At 41.8% G+C, this 15,118-nt stretch carries 13 protein-coding genes; 3 read left to right on the top strand and 10 right to left on the bottom strand.

Features of this window, described 5'->3' with window-relative positions:
- Positions 1-4: 4 nt before the first annotated feature.
- Together NZ848_RS19415 and NZ848_RS19420 are read left to right on the top strand one after the other, a co-directional pair.
- On the top strand, positions 5-1,054 hold the full coding sequence (locus tag NZ848_RS19415) for an endo-1,4-beta-xylanase (protein WP_259016955.1): 1,050 nt from the start codon (positions 5-7) through the stop codon (positions 1,052-1,054).
- A 211-nt stretch (positions 1,055-1,265) separates the two neighbouring features.
- Complete coding sequence (locus NZ848_RS19420) at positions 1,266-1,685, top strand: hypothetical protein (RefSeq protein ID WP_259016915.1); 420 nt, start codon at positions 1,266-1,268, stop codon at positions 1,683-1,685.
- Between the two features lie 69 nt (positions 1,686-1,754).
- On the opposite strand, the gene NZ848_RS19425 is transcribed toward NZ848_RS19420, so the two are convergent.
- From NZ848_RS19425 to NZ848_RS19465, 9 genes are all read right to left on the bottom strand, one after another.
- On the bottom strand, positions 1,755-4,892 hold the full coding sequence (locus tag NZ848_RS19425) for an efflux RND transporter permease subunit (RefSeq protein WP_259016916.1): 3,138 nt from the start codon (positions 4,890-4,892) through the stop codon (positions 1,755-1,757).
- 9 nt (positions 4,893-4,901) lie between these two features.
- On the bottom strand, positions 4,902-5,963 hold the full coding sequence (locus NZ848_RS19430; protein WP_259016917.1) for an efflux RND transporter periplasmic adaptor subunit: 1,062 nt from the start codon (positions 5,961-5,963) through the stop codon (positions 4,902-4,904).
- A 45-nt stretch (positions 5,964-6,008) separates the two neighbouring features.
- Positions 6,009-7,358, bottom strand: coding sequence for a TolC family protein (locus tag NZ848_RS19435; protein ID WP_259016918.1), 1,350 nt, complete (start codon positions 7,356-7,358; stop codon positions 6,009-6,011).
- A gap of 74 nt (positions 7,359-7,432) precedes the next feature.
- Positions 7,433-7,900, bottom strand: coding sequence for a GbsR/MarR family transcriptional regulator (locus NZ848_RS19440; protein ID WP_253534995.1), 468 nt, complete (start codon positions 7,898-7,900; stop codon positions 7,433-7,435).
- Between the two features lie 142 nt (positions 7,901-8,042).
- A complete protein-coding gene (locus NZ848_RS19445) occupies positions 8,043-8,930 on the bottom strand; it encodes a helix-turn-helix domain-containing protein (protein WP_259016919.1) in 888 nt (295 codons plus the stop codon).
- 11 nt (positions 8,931-8,941) lie between these two features.
- The gene (locus NZ848_RS19450) at positions 8,942-9,325 is read right to left on the bottom strand and encodes a DUF983 domain-containing protein (protein ID WP_253534999.1); all 384 of its coding nucleotides are present in this window, start codon (positions 9,323-9,325) and stop codon (positions 8,942-8,944) included.
- 187 nt (positions 9,326-9,512) lie between these two features.
- Positions 9,513-11,231 (bottom strand): GMC oxidoreductase, encoded by a 1,719-nt coding sequence (locus tag NZ848_RS19455; RefSeq protein ID WP_259016920.1) that lies wholly within the window; start codon positions 11,229-11,231, stop codon positions 9,513-9,515.
- 48 nt (positions 11,232-11,279) lie between these two features.
- Complete coding sequence (locus tag NZ848_RS19460; RefSeq protein WP_259016921.1) at positions 11,280-11,798, bottom strand: gluconate 2-dehydrogenase subunit 3 family protein; 519 nt, start codon at positions 11,796-11,798, stop codon at positions 11,280-11,282.
- Between the two features lie 103 nt (positions 11,799-11,901).
- Complete coding sequence (locus tag NZ848_RS19465) at positions 11,902-13,230, bottom strand: DEAD/DEAH box helicase (RefSeq protein WP_259016922.1); 1,329 nt, start codon at positions 13,228-13,230, stop codon at positions 11,902-11,904.
- Between the two features lie 220 nt (positions 13,231-13,450).
- Between NZ848_RS19465 and NZ848_RS19470 the strand changes: the two genes are divergently transcribed.
- Positions 13,451-14,452, top strand: a complete 1,002-nt coding sequence (locus NZ848_RS19470; RefSeq protein WP_259016923.1) for an amidohydrolase family protein — start codon at positions 13,451-13,453, stop codon at positions 14,450-14,452.
- Between the two features lie 67 nt (positions 14,453-14,519).
- Here the strand turns inward: NZ848_RS19470 and NZ848_RS19475 are convergent, their stop codons facing one another.
- Positions 14,520-14,966: a DUF2059 domain-containing protein gene (locus NZ848_RS19475; RefSeq protein WP_253535007.1), complete on the bottom strand. Its 447-nt coding sequence runs from the start codon at positions 14,964-14,966 to the stop codon at positions 14,520-14,522.
- Positions 14,967-15,118: the final 152 nt, after the last annotated feature.

Here is a 15,118-nt window from a genome sequence, read left to right on the forward strand (position 1 = left end):
GGCTATGGCCTGGGTTATTCTGATTTGCCTGGTTACAGCACAGGCACAGGAAACCAAAGGATTGAAAGATTTTTACAAGGGGTATTTCCCGGTTGGGGTGGCCGTTAGCCCCCGAATGATGGAGCCGGGGCCGGAGTCTGCCCTGATATTGCAGCATTTTAATAGTGTAACACCCGAAAACGCTATGAAAATGGGGCCGATTCATCCGGAAGAAAACCGGTATAACTGGGAACCAGCCGATAAAATTGTAGACTTTGCTGTTAAAAATGGTCTGAAAGTACGGGGTCATACGCTTTGCTGGCACACCCAGGCGCCCAATTGGTTTTTTACCAAAAATGGTCAACCGGTAACAAAAGAAGAGCTTCTGGCGCGCATGAAGCAACACATTACCGACGTAGTAACGCGCTACAAAGGTAAACTTTATGCCTGGGACGTAGTGAATGAGGCCGTGCCTGATGCAGGAGAAGAGGTTTACAGAAAAACCAAATTTTATGAGATTATTGGCGAAGAGTATATCGAAAAAGCCTTTGAATATGCCCATGCCGCAGACCCTGACGCCGTTTTGTTTTATAATGATTACAACACCGAAAACGCATCGAAGCGCGATAGGATTTTCAGGCTTGTAAAGAAACTGAAAGATAAAGGAGTGCCTATTCATGGCGTTGGCTTGCAGGGGCACTGGTCTGTTTATGAACCAACAGCACAAGAACTGGAAGAGTCAATCACTAAATTTGCTTCTTTAGGTTTGCAGGTGCAGATTACTGAAATGGATGTTTCGGTATATGTAAAAGAGCATGAACGCCGGGAGAAACGGCCTACTGATATAACGTCTTACCCGCCTGAAATTCAAAAAAAGCAGGCAGAGCATTATAAAATGCTTTTTGAGGTATTCAGAAAATACAAAGGCCAGCTGACAGGTGTTACCTTCTGGAATTTGTCTGATAAATCAACCTGGCTGGATGCCTTCCCTTTTGTGGGTAGGAAAGACTACCCCTTGCTATTTGATGAAAACTATAAGCCTAAGCAGGCTTATTGGGAAGTAGTTAAGTTTTAATTGAGTACTATGATGAAACGTTCAAGGGGGTGATTGCAAAATCGCTCCCTTTTTTAATATCTGGGCGAATGCCTATTATGAGAAAGTTCATTGATGAAGGTTTCTTAATGGCCAATGGAATAAGTGCTGCTTTTGATTAAAAGATTTATTATGGCTGCCTTAATCTTTTATCAAGACTTGTGTATTTTTGAATTTTTAAAATTCCTTTCTCATGAAGAAATTACTTATTTCAATCGCAATTCTATTTACTGATGGCAGTTTGTTGGCACAAACCAAGGCTCCTGAAATACAAAAGGGTAATTTTATGGACGATTATAAAATTACCTATACCATTAATGATACCCTCTGGACACAAAAGCCCAATGCTAAATACCATATTATTAAATGGAATGAAAAAGAGCAGTATCTGATAGCCAGAAATGACGTGGGAAATCCTGCCGATGGCGGGTTGTACACCAGAATTGACTACATGGCATTTGAAAACATGAGCCCATTTTTATGGGGATTCTGCCTGAGCGCTTATAATGCCCCTACTGCAGAGGCCGCAGAAGCCGTAAAAATTGCCGACAGAGCCAATCCACGCAAAGGCTGCAACGGGTTTCCGTTTTCGAGAATGAAGCGGGTGGAGTAGTGGAGATGTAAAAATAAAAGCGGATGAAAATTCACCCGCTTTATCCGTTCAACTATTATTTGACATCATTTAAACCGTTTCAACCTTTGATACTTTGGCATTGGTTTTTTGCTTTCCGCCTATGCCAAAGATTCTATTTACTTTTATTCTCCAGCCTTCAATTACCAAATAAACTGATGGAACAAGAATTAATGTCAGTACCATTGAGCTGGTTAAGCCTCCGATAATAACCCACGCCATCCCATTTTTTGTTTCAGCACCTGCACCAGATGCCAATGCTATGGGCAGCATACCGAATATCATGGCCAGGGTGGTCATTAATATCGGGCGTAAACGTTCTTTACCGGCTTCAATCAACGCTTCTTTTACGCTCATGCCTTCGCTTTTCAGGTGGTTGGTGAAGTCTACAATCAGAATCGCATTCTTACAAACCAGGCCAAGCAACATAATCAGACCAAGAATAGCGAAAATAGTGAGCGAGTTCATGGTCAACGCCAGTGCCAGAATGGCGCCAATCATGGCTACAGGTATAGAGAATAACACCACAAATGGATACACCACACTTTCGTAAAGGGCAATCATAATCAGATAAACCAAAAGAATACCGATACCCATAGCCAAACCTAAACTTCCGAAAGCATCTCCCTGGTTTTTGGCGTCTCCCAGATAATCAATAATCACACCTTCCGGCAATTTGGTTTTGGCCAGTTCTTTCTTGATGTCTTCAACAATGGTACCCGATGGGCGACCCACAGCCGCTGAGTTAATTTTAATTGAACTCAGCCGGTCTGTTCTTTCAAGAATAGACTGCCCAACTATTTCAGTAATATTGGCAAAGTCGGTCAGTTTTACAATCGCACCGCGGTTGTTGCGTATGGTCAGGTTCTTTACGTTCTCAATATTGCGTTTATCTGACTTATCAAAGATAATATTGATACCGTACTCTTCACCCTTATCCTTAAATTTGGTGTTATTGTTTCCCTGAAAAGCTATCTGAACGGCAGAGCCTACTTCCGGAATACTCAAACCCAGTTTAGACATCCTGTCGCGGTCTATGTTAATAGCCACTTCTGTTTTAGGGCTTTTAGTACTGTATTTTACGTAGTCTGTGCCGGGTACTTTTACCACAATCTGTTTTACAATGGCTGCGGCTTTTACTACGTCGTCCATTACGGTTCCTTTCACGGCAATGGTAATCGGCGCCTGCGCATTACCCGTAGCCGATATAGGCTGAATATTGACACTCAGACCCGGAATCTTCGCAATGGTATCGCGCATGATTTGCCCGAACTCATCAGTTGATAGTTTTCTATCATGCTTATCAACCAATGTTACTGTAATTTCGGCAAGGTTACTGTTTGAAGAATTACCCACTACCGATGATTGTGTACCAACATTCGAGAAAACATTGGTTACTTCTGGTCTTTCCAGCAACATTTTCTCAACTTTTGCAACTGCCTGATTGGTCTGTACTAATGGTGTTTCAGGCGACATATCCAGCTGTATAGACAACTCACCACGGTCTGCATTGCCTATAAATGATGCCCCTACAAAACCTTTTGCAAGCAGGGTGAATGTAGCAACAAACAAGAGTATGATACCAATAAACACGTAACGCTTATGACCAAGAGACCAGCTGAGGGCAGATATGTACATATCACGTATCTTGTCAATGATGCTCTCAAAGCCAAGGTTTAGTTTACCCCAAAGCGTTTTTTTATTCAGAATCTCAAGCTTACCCCATCTTGAAGCCAGCAGAGGCGTAAGGGTAAAAGAAACAAACAAACTCATAAGGGTAGAGAACACAATTACCAGCGAAAACTCTTTCAGGATGTTTCCAATTAACCCACCCGCCAGTGCAAGTGGTAAAAACACCACTACGTCAACAAGGGTAATGGCCATCGCAGTAAAGCCAATCTCATTTCTTCCCTCTAACGATGCTTCGCGTTTGTCTTTACCCATTTCAAGGTGGCGGTAAATATTTTCTAACACCACAATGCTATCATCTACAAGAATACCTACAACTAAAGACAAGGCCATCAGGGTCATCAGGTTCAGCGAGAAACCAAACGCCCACATCAGTATAAAGGTGGGTATCATGGCTGATGGTATAGCCACCAACACAAATAAGGAGCTTCTGATACTGTGCAGAAACAACACCATAACTACACCAACAATAATAATGGCCAGGTATAAATCGTGCATAACGGCATCAGCAGAAGCGAGGGTATAAACCGACTGGTCAGAGGCGATTTCGTAATTGAAATCTTTTGACGGATAACTAGCCTTGATTTTAGCCAATGCCGCTTTTGCCCCTTTACTTACTTCTACGGCGTTGGCATCGGTTTGCTTCATAATCTGTATACCAATGGCTGGTCTGCCGTTTATGCGGTTCAGCGTACTGGCTTCTGTTTGAGAGTCGGTTACACTGGCAATGTCTTTCAATAATATACGGCTGCCGTTAGTGTTTTCGCGTATTACCAGATTTCTGATGTCTTCTACTATTTTCAGTTTCGCATCCAGTCGCAATGAAAAACGCGACTGATCGGTTTTAATACTACCCGCCGGGTAAGAAACACCACTACCCGCAATAACCTGATTAACGGTTGATGATGAGATATTGTAAGTCTGCAGTTTATCGTTATCCAGATATACTTCAATCTCCCTTTCATTGCCTCCAATAATATTTACCTGTGCCACACCGGCTACATTGGTAAGCAATGGTTTTACCTGCAGGTCAATGAAATCGTAAAGCTCGGTTTGCGGTATTTTTGATGTGGCACTCACTTTCAGAATCGGCAGGTCATCAAGGCTTAGTCTGGTTACCACCGGGTCATCAATGTCGTCAGGAAGTCTCGATTTTATCTGGTTAACCTTACGTTCGGCATCCTGTTGGGCATTAATTACATTAAAGCCAGACTTCAGGGTTACGGTTATCAGAGAAAGACCCTCTTGAGAAGAAGAGGATATCATGTCTACCCCTTCAATAGATGATACCGCTTCTTCCAGAGGTTTGGTTACACTGCTTTCTACTTCGTCAGATGCAGCACCTCTGTAAGTAGTCTGCACCATAATTACATTCGTCTCAAATTTCGGTAACAAGTTATAATTCAATGTTTTATAACTGATAAAGCCGAATAGTATGAGGGTAACGAAAATTACTGTAATCAGTAAGGGTCGTTTAATTGATAATTCTGTTATTGACATAGCTCAGGATTATTTATTAGGTGAAATCAGCACATTACTACCGTCTACAATGTTGATGATACCCTCTGTAATGATAGTTTCACCTTCGTTTAAACCACTTAAAACTTCTACGTTTTCGCCGATTTCTCTGCCCAATACAATTTTACGCAACACTGCCTTCTTGCCTTCAACCACAAATACATAAGGGTTTTTCATGCCGTCGCCCAGGGCTTTTTTAGGTATCTGCAAAGCATTTGCGCTTTTGTTCAGGTTAAATTCCACTTTTACGTAAGTACCGGCTTTCAATGCCGCATTGCCATTGGCCAGTAAAACATCTACTTTGTAGTTGTGGTTGTCGTCTCCCTGCGGGCTGATGTAGATGATTTTACCGTTAAAGGTTTTGGTTGGGTAAACGTCTGTAGTAACCGTAGCAGGTTGACCCAGTTTCAGTTCGTACACATCTTTTTCGTTTACATAAACTACTGTTTTTAACTGGCTTACATCAACCAGCGAAGCAATTACGGTACCCATGTTTACGTACTCACCGGCTGTCAGCTTTTTATCGGTTACTATGCCGCTGATTGGTGAAATAATGCGCGCATCAGCAATTTGTTGTTTCAATTGCGCTGCCTGTAGCTGATTGTTTTCGTAGTTAAACCGGGCATCATTTACAGCGGTTTCATTAATGGCGTTTCCGGCAAGCAAATCTTTATTGCGTTCGTAGTCAGTTTTGGCCTTATTGATGGTCAGCTCTGTTGATTGCAGGTTGATTTGCTTCACTTTTGAATCAATGGTACCAATTACCTGGCCTTTGTTTACTCTTGTGCCCAACTCAATATTCAGGGTTTCAATTTTACCCTGGGTTCCTGTGGATATAGTAGCTTTTTCTTTGGGTTCTAAAACGGCAGGCAAGGTCAGGTTGCCGCTTACGGGCAGCAGTGCTACTGTTGTAGTAGCCACATAAACAGGCACCTGGCTGCGGTCTACCACCTTTTTGCTTTCGTCTATTTTCTTTTTGTTGGCCACCAGCTTAAACGAGATGGCACCAATAATGCCCACGATAATAGCTATTGTGATGATTCTTGTTTTCATTTTTTTGTATTTTAAAAGCTAAGGAAGCTATGGTTTTTAATGATGTTACTTTAATTGATTTACATAGGTTGATAGGTTGCCCTGAGCCTTTTCAAAGTCAACGCGGGCGGTTAAGAAGCTGAGCAATGATGATATATAATTGCTTTGTGCTTCTTTGTACGAATAGTCGGAGTTCAGAAAATCGGTGAGCGATGCTGTTCCTTTCTGATACTGCAAACTTGTGTTTTTAAGAATGTCGGCCGCCAGGTCAAGTGTTTCTTTGTTGTCGTTCATGCTGGTGTAAGAACGGAACAAAGCAGTGTTGGCATTCTGAAACTGCAACTGGTAATTTCTTGAGCTTATTTTCAGATTCTCTTCTGCATTCAACAGGCTTAGCTTGCTTTGTGTCAACTGGCTTTTCTTTCGGTTACCGTCAAATATCGGTATGTTGAGTTTTAACCCAACGGAAGAGTAATCGAACCAGTTACCGAAAGATTTGCCGAAGTCGTTGCCGAATGTCTGCGCTCCATAGCGCGCATACCCGGCCAGCGTGGGGTAAAAAGCAAACTTTTTACGTTCCACATCTAATTGCTGAAGTCTGATATTGTTTGATAAAATCTTGTAATCGAGCAGGTTTTTGGTTTCCAGTGTTGTATTAACCGGCATACTTACCTGCATAGAATAGTCCAGCGAATCAGTGATGGCAATATTTTGTGCCAGATCCATGCCCATGGCAAATTTCAGTTTGTTAAGTGCCAGCTCTTTATTGGTTTTTAAAAGCGACAACTGCGACTTAATGTTGCTCTGGCTTACACGCATGCGGTCGTAATCTATCTTTTTGGCTACACCTTTTTCGTACTGCAATTGCAGGATTCTCAGTAACTCTTCATATTTTTTTTCGTTCTCAACCAGTAGTTTTTCCTGTTCGTTCAGCGTCAATATCTGGTAGTAGGCTGCTACGGTATTATAAACGATGGTTTCATTGTTTTGCAACAATTTAAGGTCTGCCAGCAGGGTATTTACGCGGTTGGCTTCTTTAGCTACCGTTATGGTTCTGTCAAAAATGACCTGATCTACCTGTGCCACCAAATTGGTATTATACTGGTTACCAAACTGAATCTTAATTTCTTCTTTACTGAAAGCCCCTGCCGGAAGCACCGTTACCTGGCGTTTCAGGTTGTCGTCAAAAGTTCCTGTCCCATTTACTTGTGGCAGGTATCCGGCCAGCGCCTCGGTTTTCTTTTGCTTGGCTATCAGAACCTCATTTTTATAAATAGTACTGCTGGGGTTGTTGGCAAGGCTGTAAGCAATGCTTTCTTTCAAACTAAAAATAGTAGGGTTTGCCTGTTGTGCCTGAGCTACTATTGTGGCACTTAAAGCAAAAACAGCAATTGATAAGACTTTTACTTTTTTCATTATTTTGTACAATATTGAGAATTAGTTTTATTTTTTTAGTTCAGAAATAAAAGAACCAAAAAGGGTAAAAAATTTTATTTTTTAGATTGTTCCCACTTTTTGAATAAAGCCGGAATTTCTCTACCCATAAACTCCATAAACTGAATAAATTCTTCTAGTTTTTGATTAAACTCTTTGGTAGCGTGGGGTCTTTGGTCAAGTACCTCACGCATAATATTATTAACCTTGTCGAAGTCAAGAAACTTGGCTTTCATGGTTTCTTTCCAGTCAGACAAATTACTTTTAAAATACCTTTTTCTGTCGCCAGGTTTTGTAATATACTCAATTCTGTTCATGTTAAGCAATAAATTAATGGCATTGCTGGTAGCGCTTTTGCTCAGATTCAGTGCTTCACATATTTCATCAAAGGTCAATTCCAGCCTGTCAGAAACCAGCAGCAGGGCTGCAATTCTGGCAGCTGCCGGTTGTAAGCCCTGCTCAAACATGAGGCCTACTTTTTCAATAAGTGCTAATTTTTCGTCGCTTAATTTCAAACTGTCCATCGTATCACTGAATAACGTTACAAAAGTAATTGGTTTTTTTAGTTCTGCAAATAGAGAACTAAAAAAAGTATAAGAAAGTTTAATATTTACGACAATATCTTTTTTTTGTACAATTTATTGGGCGAGTATTGTGGCATTTACCCTATAATAGAACCTGGCTGGTCTTTTTTCTGAATTCCTCAGGGGTAATGCCTTCATATTTCTTGAAGAATTTTGTGAAGTAAGAGTTGTCGCTGAAATTGAGTGCGTAAGAAATCTCAGAAATGCTCTGATTCTGGTTTACCAGCATTCGCTTGGCTTCAAGCAAAACCCGGTTTCTGATAACTTCACCGGCAGTTATGCCCAGATGTTCTTTGCAAAGGGCATTGAGATGGTTAGGCGTAATGTAGAGCAGCCCGGCATAATCCATCGGTCTTTTCAGGCTTATGTATTGTTTTTCAACCAATTTCTGGAAATTCTTTAACAAGGTGTAGTTAAAGGCCGGAACACCCGGCAATTTATAAACCTGGGTGTGTTTTTCTATTTCAATAAATGCCTGCAATAGTAATACACGTACCAGGTCACGGCTGATAGTATTGATCTGCTGTAACTGCCTGATTGTTTCTTCAAAAATATGGATGATTGTGTCTTTTATCTCGTCTTGAAGTTGAATGACACCGTCTTCGGCAATGCCGTTGAAAAACGAGAAAGACTCCAGGTAGTCGGGCCTGAGCAGGAAAGATTGAAAAAAGGAGGTGGAGAAGTTAATAACGTAGCCGTCAACCTCGCCCTCAAAACTCCAGCTATGTACCTGCCCCGGCACCATAAAATAGATTTGATACGGAATAACCGGGAAATTGCTGAAATCGATGGTATGTGAACCACCTCCTTTGGTAAAAAGCAATAAGTGATAAAATGTATGCCTGTGAGCCGAACACAAATTATGATGGGCTTTCAGATAGTCGGCAAAGCGGCTGACAAGGATATCATCTTCTCTGAAATCAGTCAGATTGCAAATATCAACTATCGGAATTTGATTGGTTGGGCTCATCCTTTTTGTGCTTAATTAACGGCTTCTTTGTGTTGTGGCTGGTAATCGTTAAAGAACTGTAACCATAAAGACCTTGAGAAACGGTAAAATACCGGAAATAAAATGAAGGTTACAAGTAAATAAAGCCAGATATAAACCCGCCAGTCTACTCTGGTTTCAAAATACACATAATACGCTACGGTGGCCATCACAAAAAGTGCAATATTAAATGCATAGCTCAGATACATTGAACCATAAAAGAAACCCACCTCTTTTTCATATTTCAGGTGGCATTGTGGGCAATGTTTGTGCATGACCGTCATTTTGCCCAGCGCAAACGGATTTTTAGTTTCAAATATTTCGCCCTCATGGCAACGGGGGCATTTCATTTTTATAGCTGCTTCGAGTTTGTTCATTTTGGTTTCTGTTTTATGCTTACAAAGTTAAAGCAGGTAAAACTGAAACTGTGGTAGGCGACATTGAATCTATGGTACTAATTACTGATTTGTATTTTTTTGGGATATATCATTTTACATTAAAATACTAAACCAAAAAGCCCGGCAATTCAATAGAATCACCGGGCATGCAGCATTCATATCAGTATTATAAATTTCCTTTCTTAAACTCTTTCACTGCGTAGTCTGCTGCACGGGCTGTGATAGCCATAAATGTGAGCGACGGGTTTTGTGTTGAGTTAGACGTCATACAGGCGCCATCGGTAACAAAAACGTTTTTACAATGGTGCATCTGGTTCCATTTATTCAGTAATGACGTTTTCTCGTCTTTGCCCATCCTTACGCCACCCATTTCGTGGATATCAAGACCCGGAGCCTTTTTAGGGTTGTCATTGGTTCTGATATTCTTGAAACCGGCCAGCGTGAGCATTTCTGTCATTTGCTCGTGGAAATCCTTGATCATCTTCTCGTCGTTGTCGTCATAGGCAACAGAAGTACGAATCAGCGGTATTCCCCATGCATCTTTCTGGTCTTTATCAAGGGTTACAAAATTACTTTCTTTCGGTATGGTTTCGCCCATCATGTGCGAGCCCACACGCCAGTTGCCGTATTTACGGTTGAAAAGACTGTTTTTCAGGTCTTCACCTATACCACTGTTATCGGTGTATTCCATACGGCTACCGCTGAAACCGGCTGCATAACCCCGAAGAAAGTCGGTCTCCTGTTTGAAAACGTTCCGGAAACGCGGAATATAACTACCATTCGGACGGATACCTTCTGTTTTAGTATCCAGGAATCCCTCATATTCAGCTGATATAGTAGTACGGAAATTATGGAAGGCTATATATTTACCCAATAAACCGTTATCATTGCCTAATCCATTAGGGAAACGGCTTGAGATTGAGTTTAGTAAAATGAGGTTGGTATTGATAGTAGCCGCATTTACAAAAATAACCCGGGCATAGTACTCGGTCATTTGCTTGGTATGTGCATCAACCACTCTTACGCCGGTTGCCTTGTTTTTCTTTTCATCGAAAATGATTGAATGCACCACAGAGTCTGGTCTTAATGTCAGTTTTCCGGTTTTAGCTGCCCAGGGAAGGGTAGAAGAGTTACTGCTGAAATAGCCGCCATAAGGGCAGCCACGCTGGCACAGCGAACGGTTCTGGCATTGCCCGCGGCCTTGTTGCAGGTGTATGGGTTGCGGCTTGGTAAGGTGTGCACAACGGCCAATAATAACCGGCCGCGCTCCTTTATAATGTTTGGCCATTTCGTTGGTAAAGTGTTTTTCAACACATGATTGCTCATGCGGTGGTAAAAACTCACCGTCAGGTAATTGTGGCAGGCCGTCTTTATTGCCCGATATCCCAGCAAATTTCTCTACATAGCTGTACCAAGGTGCTATGTCTGCGTATCTGATAGGCCAGTCAACGGCGAAACCATCACGTGCGGGGCCATCAAAATCATATTCCGACCACCGCTGGGTTCCTCTGGCCCACATCAGCGATTTCCCACCTACCTGATACCCGCGTATCCAGTCGAAGGGTTTGTCTTGTATATATGGGTGTTCGTTATCTTTTACAAAAAAATGGGCGGCATCTTCATTGAAAGCGTAGCAGCGGCTGGCGATTGGATTGGCATCTTTCAGCGCTTTGGGAATCTGGCCCAGATGCTCAAACTCCCAGGGCTGCATCATGGTGGTAGGGTAGTCGGTTACGTGCTTTACGTCTCGCCCTCTTTCAAGTACCAGCGTTCTCAGACCTTTTCCTGTTAATTCTTTGGCAGCCCAGCCTCCGCTGATACCAGAGCCAACCACGATTGCGTCAAAGGTGCGGTCTTTGACAGAATCAATATTCAAATATGACATAATAGCTTATAGTGTATGAATAGATTGTAATAATTGTTGTACTTTGGCTTATGCTTTTACAGGCACACAACCATGATAAAAACCTGGAGCCATGTTAAATTTGATAACATTTACCATATAAAATTCAGAATTGGTGTATCCCTGAATGGTAAGCCGTTTAATGGTATTGGCAAATGTTTTTGAGGTAGTGTCTGATGAATTAAGCATCTGTGTGAAGAGTGCTTTTTTCTGGTTTGAATCTAACGTGGTGAAGGATTTCTGGTAGGTTTGCTGTGCCAGTGCCTCGGTGGCTTTCAAACCGTCTTTCAGGTTTTTCTGTGCTGCTTCTCCGTAGCAATCGTTAATCATTCTTAGGGCAAACTGGTGCACTTTTAAAGATTTGGCTCCTGGTGTAGATGTTTCCGGAATAATGGTTTCAACGATTTCGCCCAATAGCGCTTCATCATCAAATGGTAAGTTAGAGGTTGTGCCGATTGACTCGGGTGTCCAGCCTGATGCCCACGAAGGCAACGAAACCAGACCACCAAATGCCAGCGACAAGTTTTTAATTGCATTGCGCCTTTGCATAATTATTCAAATATTTAATTGTCGTAAAACTATACAAACTTAGATATTAAAATTGAATAATGCCACCGGCCAATGCTAATAAAATGAGAATAGGTAAAAATACTTAATTTCTTGAACGCTTCTCGTACGACTTCCCGTACTTCTTTTTCTTTTCGGCTTCGTAGTCGCGCCGCACATTTGTTTTCCTGTTTTTCTCTGCTTTTTCATGAAAAGCCGGCCCGATATCTTCTTTTTTTACCCTTTTCAGTGCAGGTTCTTTCATAAAAACCCTGGGTTTTTCATCTTCTGTCAACTGGTCTGAAATTTCCAGTTGCTCAGGCAAAGGCAGCATGGGTATCTGGTAATTCATCAGTTGTTCAATGGCTTCTCTGGCTTCCGAATCCTTCTCGATAAAGAAACTGATGGCTATACCTTTTTTATCCTGCCGGCCTGTCCGGCCAATACGGTGAATATAACTTTCTGGCACCTCAGGCACATCGAAATTAATCACATGCGATACCTCCGAAATATCAAGCCCGCGCGAAACCAGATCGGTGGCAATCAGTATACGGTAAGCGCCAGTCTGAAACTTCTGAATGGTATCAAAACGATTATTCTGCGATTTGTTTGAGTGGATAACCCCAATCTCAGGCGAGAACTCATTTTCCAGTTCTTCAAAAAGCTGGTCAGCCAGTTGTTTAGTAGCCACAAAAATCAATACTTTGGCGGCTTCCTCTCTTTTGGCAATCAGTAGTTCAAGCAGGTTGACCTTTGTATAGAAGTTAGGCAATTGATAGCCTGACTGTGCTATGTTTTCCAGCGGTGTGCCTGCCGGAGCTGCCTCAATGCGTACAGGCAGATTAAAATGCGTTTGTATAATTTCTTCTACTTCCTCGGTCAACGTGGCCGAAAACAAAAGATTCTGGCGTTTAGCGGGCAGTAAATCAAGAATGTTAATCAGTTGAGGCCTGAAACCCAGGTTCAGCATTTCATCAACTTCATCAATCACCAGTTTCTTAATCGACTTTGATTTTACAATACCGGCAGCCAGTAAATCTATTAATCTGCCCGGCGTACCTACCAGCACATCTACTCCGTTGGCCAGTTCTGCCACCTGCTGCTTAATATTTACCCCTCCGTAAACACCCACAACCTGCACACTCTGGTATTTACTTAATTGCTCAACGGCTTCAACTACCTGGGTAACCAGCTCTCGTGTAGGTACTACTACCAGTAACTGAGGGTTTTTCTCTTTCGAAAACTGATATTGTCTTAGGCATGGTAACAAATAGGCAAAAGTTTTACCCGTACCGGTTTGGGCAATACCGCATACATCCTGCCCTGACATCACTACCGAGAAAGCCTTTTGCTGAATAGTAGTTGGTTTGGTGTAACCTAAATCGTTTAAGGCGTTTAGTAAGGGTTTATTCAGATTTAATTCTTCGAAAGTCATTATTGAAAAAAATTATGGGTCTTGTATTAAGACCTATGGGTACCCCGCTCTATTTTATTAGCAAAGGTGAACAAATTTAACGCCTTTTGCTGAAAAGAAGTTTCAAATTTGAAATATAAGTAGATTCGCCCTTTGATAGACAATGTCCGGGTTTCTGTCGACTGTTTTTTGACTTATGATGGCTTTGCTGTTATTTTAAGCCTTTAAACAATAAAAAACTATGATGAAACAATTCTCTGTTAAACAAAATCTGCTTTTAGTTTTGGTGGCTGCTTTGGTCGGTTTTCAGACCCATGCGCAGGAAACCAAAAAACGCCCGCCTATTATTGATGTACACGTGCATGCCATGAAGGTAAACCCTGCCTTTGCTAACGACCTTTGCCCCTGGTTTCTTAAAAATATGCCGGGCGGTGACCCTAAACAACCGGCACCGTCTTTCCTGAGCAATGGTTGTGCCGACCCATTGAAAGCCGCCAAGTCTGACAAAGAAATGAAAGACGCATTGCTGGCAACTGCCGAACGCCTGAATGTAATTATGGTGGCCAGTGGTGATGCAGGCGTTTTGCACGACTGGCACAAGGCTGCGCCAAACCGTATTATTCCGTCTATTGGTATCAGTAATGCTAATGAAATGACTGTAAAGGCTTTTGAAGATTCACTGACGAAAAGCTTTTACAAAGTGATGGGAGAGGTAGCTCCACAGTATCAGGGTATGTCGCCAAGTGATATGAGTCTGGATGAATATTTTGGTGTGGCCGAAAAACTGGGCGTGCCAGTAGGTATACACATGGGTACAGGGGGCAATGGGATGGCGAATATCACCGCGCCTAAATACCGGGCTTCATTAGGCCGCCCGTTTTTATTGGAAGATATGCTGGCCCGCCACCCGAAACTGAAAATTTGGGTGATGCACGCCGGGTACCCGATGATTGACGAAATGATTGCCCTGATGGGCGCCAACGCTTATGTATATGTTGATTTGGCCGGATTCATCTGGAGCTACCCGCTTGAGGAAGTTCATGCCTATCTGAAACGCTTGATTCAGGCCGGATTCGGTAAACGCATTATGTATGGTACAGACCTGATGGTTTGGCCTAAATTACTCGAGACCTCAATAAACGTAATTGAAAGTGCCAATTACTTGTCTGAAGACCAAAAAAGAGACATTTTCTTTAACAACGCCGCCCGGTTCTTTAACCTTGACGTTAATAAGTATAAGTGATTTTGAACAATAAGCCATAAACCCAATTACCTGCCATAAGCCAGGTCGTTGGGTTTATGGTTGATAATCAGTTGGTATTTGCCTGCTTCTTCTGCATTTTTTCATAAACCTTTATACCCATCTTTTGCCCCCATTCTCTACCGGCGTTCATAGATTCTGTTAACAGCATGGGTGTTTTTTCAACCAATTTTTTCCCGGTAGGGGTCTCATAAAATATAATCATGTCCCGTATTTCCTGATGAGAAAAATGTTTATCATAGATTGGTATATAGAGTTCAACAAATTCCTGATAATTGATTTCTTTTTTGAATTCATCAAGAAAACCTTCCGGTAAGTTGTTGTTGGCTGTTGAATTTTTCATCGAATTGACCATGTTTTCAATGGTTACTTTAACAGCATTAATCGCACCGCTTACTACCAGAAAATGCTTTATGTCTTTGATTTTTGCTTCATTGTTTTGTGCCAAAGATGCAAACGAAACGAACAGGAATAGGAGAGTAAGTGATTTTTTCATTTTTTGAAGATTTGAGTGTTAACAGCTAAAAGTGATATAATTTTTGTAATAGTAACCTATTTTTTGTTCTTCAGCAAAATTTCAGAAAAGTAATTTAAGTGTGTTTTCTAAATGGCAAAAGACCATAAACAAGGCAAGCACTGTATGAATAC

The organism is Emticicia fluvialis (genome assembly GCF_024793945.1).
Lineage (GTDB): Bacteria > Bacteroidota > Bacteroidia > Cytophagales > Spirosomataceae > Emticicia > Emticicia fluvialis.

Excerpts from the sequence above, each read along its gene's own strand:
- NZ848_RS19415 (WP_259016955.1), top strand. The coding sequence starts at position 5 with ATGGCCTGGGTTATTCTGATTTGCCTGGTTACAGCACAGGCACAGGAA.
- NZ848_RS19420 (WP_259016915.1), top strand. The coding sequence starts at position 1,266 with ATGAAGAAATTACTTATTTCAATCGCAATTCTATTTACTGATGGCAGT.
- NZ848_RS19425 (WP_259016916.1), bottom strand. The coding sequence starts at position 4,892 with ATGTCAATAACAGAATTATCAATTAAACGACCCTTACTGATTACAGTA.
- NZ848_RS19430 (WP_259016917.1), bottom strand. The coding sequence starts at position 5,963 with ATGAAAACAAGAATCATCACAATAGCTATTATCGTGGGCATTATTGGT.
- NZ848_RS19435 (WP_259016918.1), bottom strand. The coding sequence starts at position 7,358 with ATGAAAAAAGTAAAAGTCTTATCAATTGCTGTTTTTGCTTTAAGTGCC.
- NZ848_RS19440 (WP_253534995.1), bottom strand. The coding sequence starts at position 7,900 with ATGGACAGTTTGAAATTAAGCGACGAAAAATTAGCACTTATTGAAAAA.
- NZ848_RS19445 (WP_259016919.1), bottom strand. The coding sequence starts at position 8,930 with ATGAGCCCAACCAATCAAATTCCGATAGTTGATATTTGCAATCTGACT.
- NZ848_RS19450 (WP_253534999.1), bottom strand. The coding sequence starts at position 9,325 with ATGAACAAACTCGAAGCAGCTATAAAAATGAAATGCCCCCGTTGCCAT.
- NZ848_RS19455 (WP_259016920.1), bottom strand. The coding sequence starts at position 11,231 with ATGTCATATTTGAATATTGATTCTGTCAAAGACCGCACCTTTGACGCA.
- NZ848_RS19460 (WP_259016921.1), bottom strand. The coding sequence starts at position 11,798 with ATGCAAAGGCGCAATGCAATTAAAAACTTGTCGCTGGCATTTGGTGGT.
- NZ848_RS19465 (WP_259016922.1), bottom strand. The coding sequence starts at position 13,230 with ATGACTTTCGAAGAATTAAATCTGAATAAACCCTTACTAAACGCCTTA.
- NZ848_RS19470 (WP_259016923.1), top strand. The coding sequence starts at position 13,451 with ATGATGAAACAATTCTCTGTTAAACAAAATCTGCTTTTAGTTTTGGTG.
- NZ848_RS19475 (WP_253535007.1), bottom strand. The coding sequence starts at position 14,966 with ATGAAAAAATCACTTACTCTCCTATTCCTGTTCGTTTCGTTTGCATCT.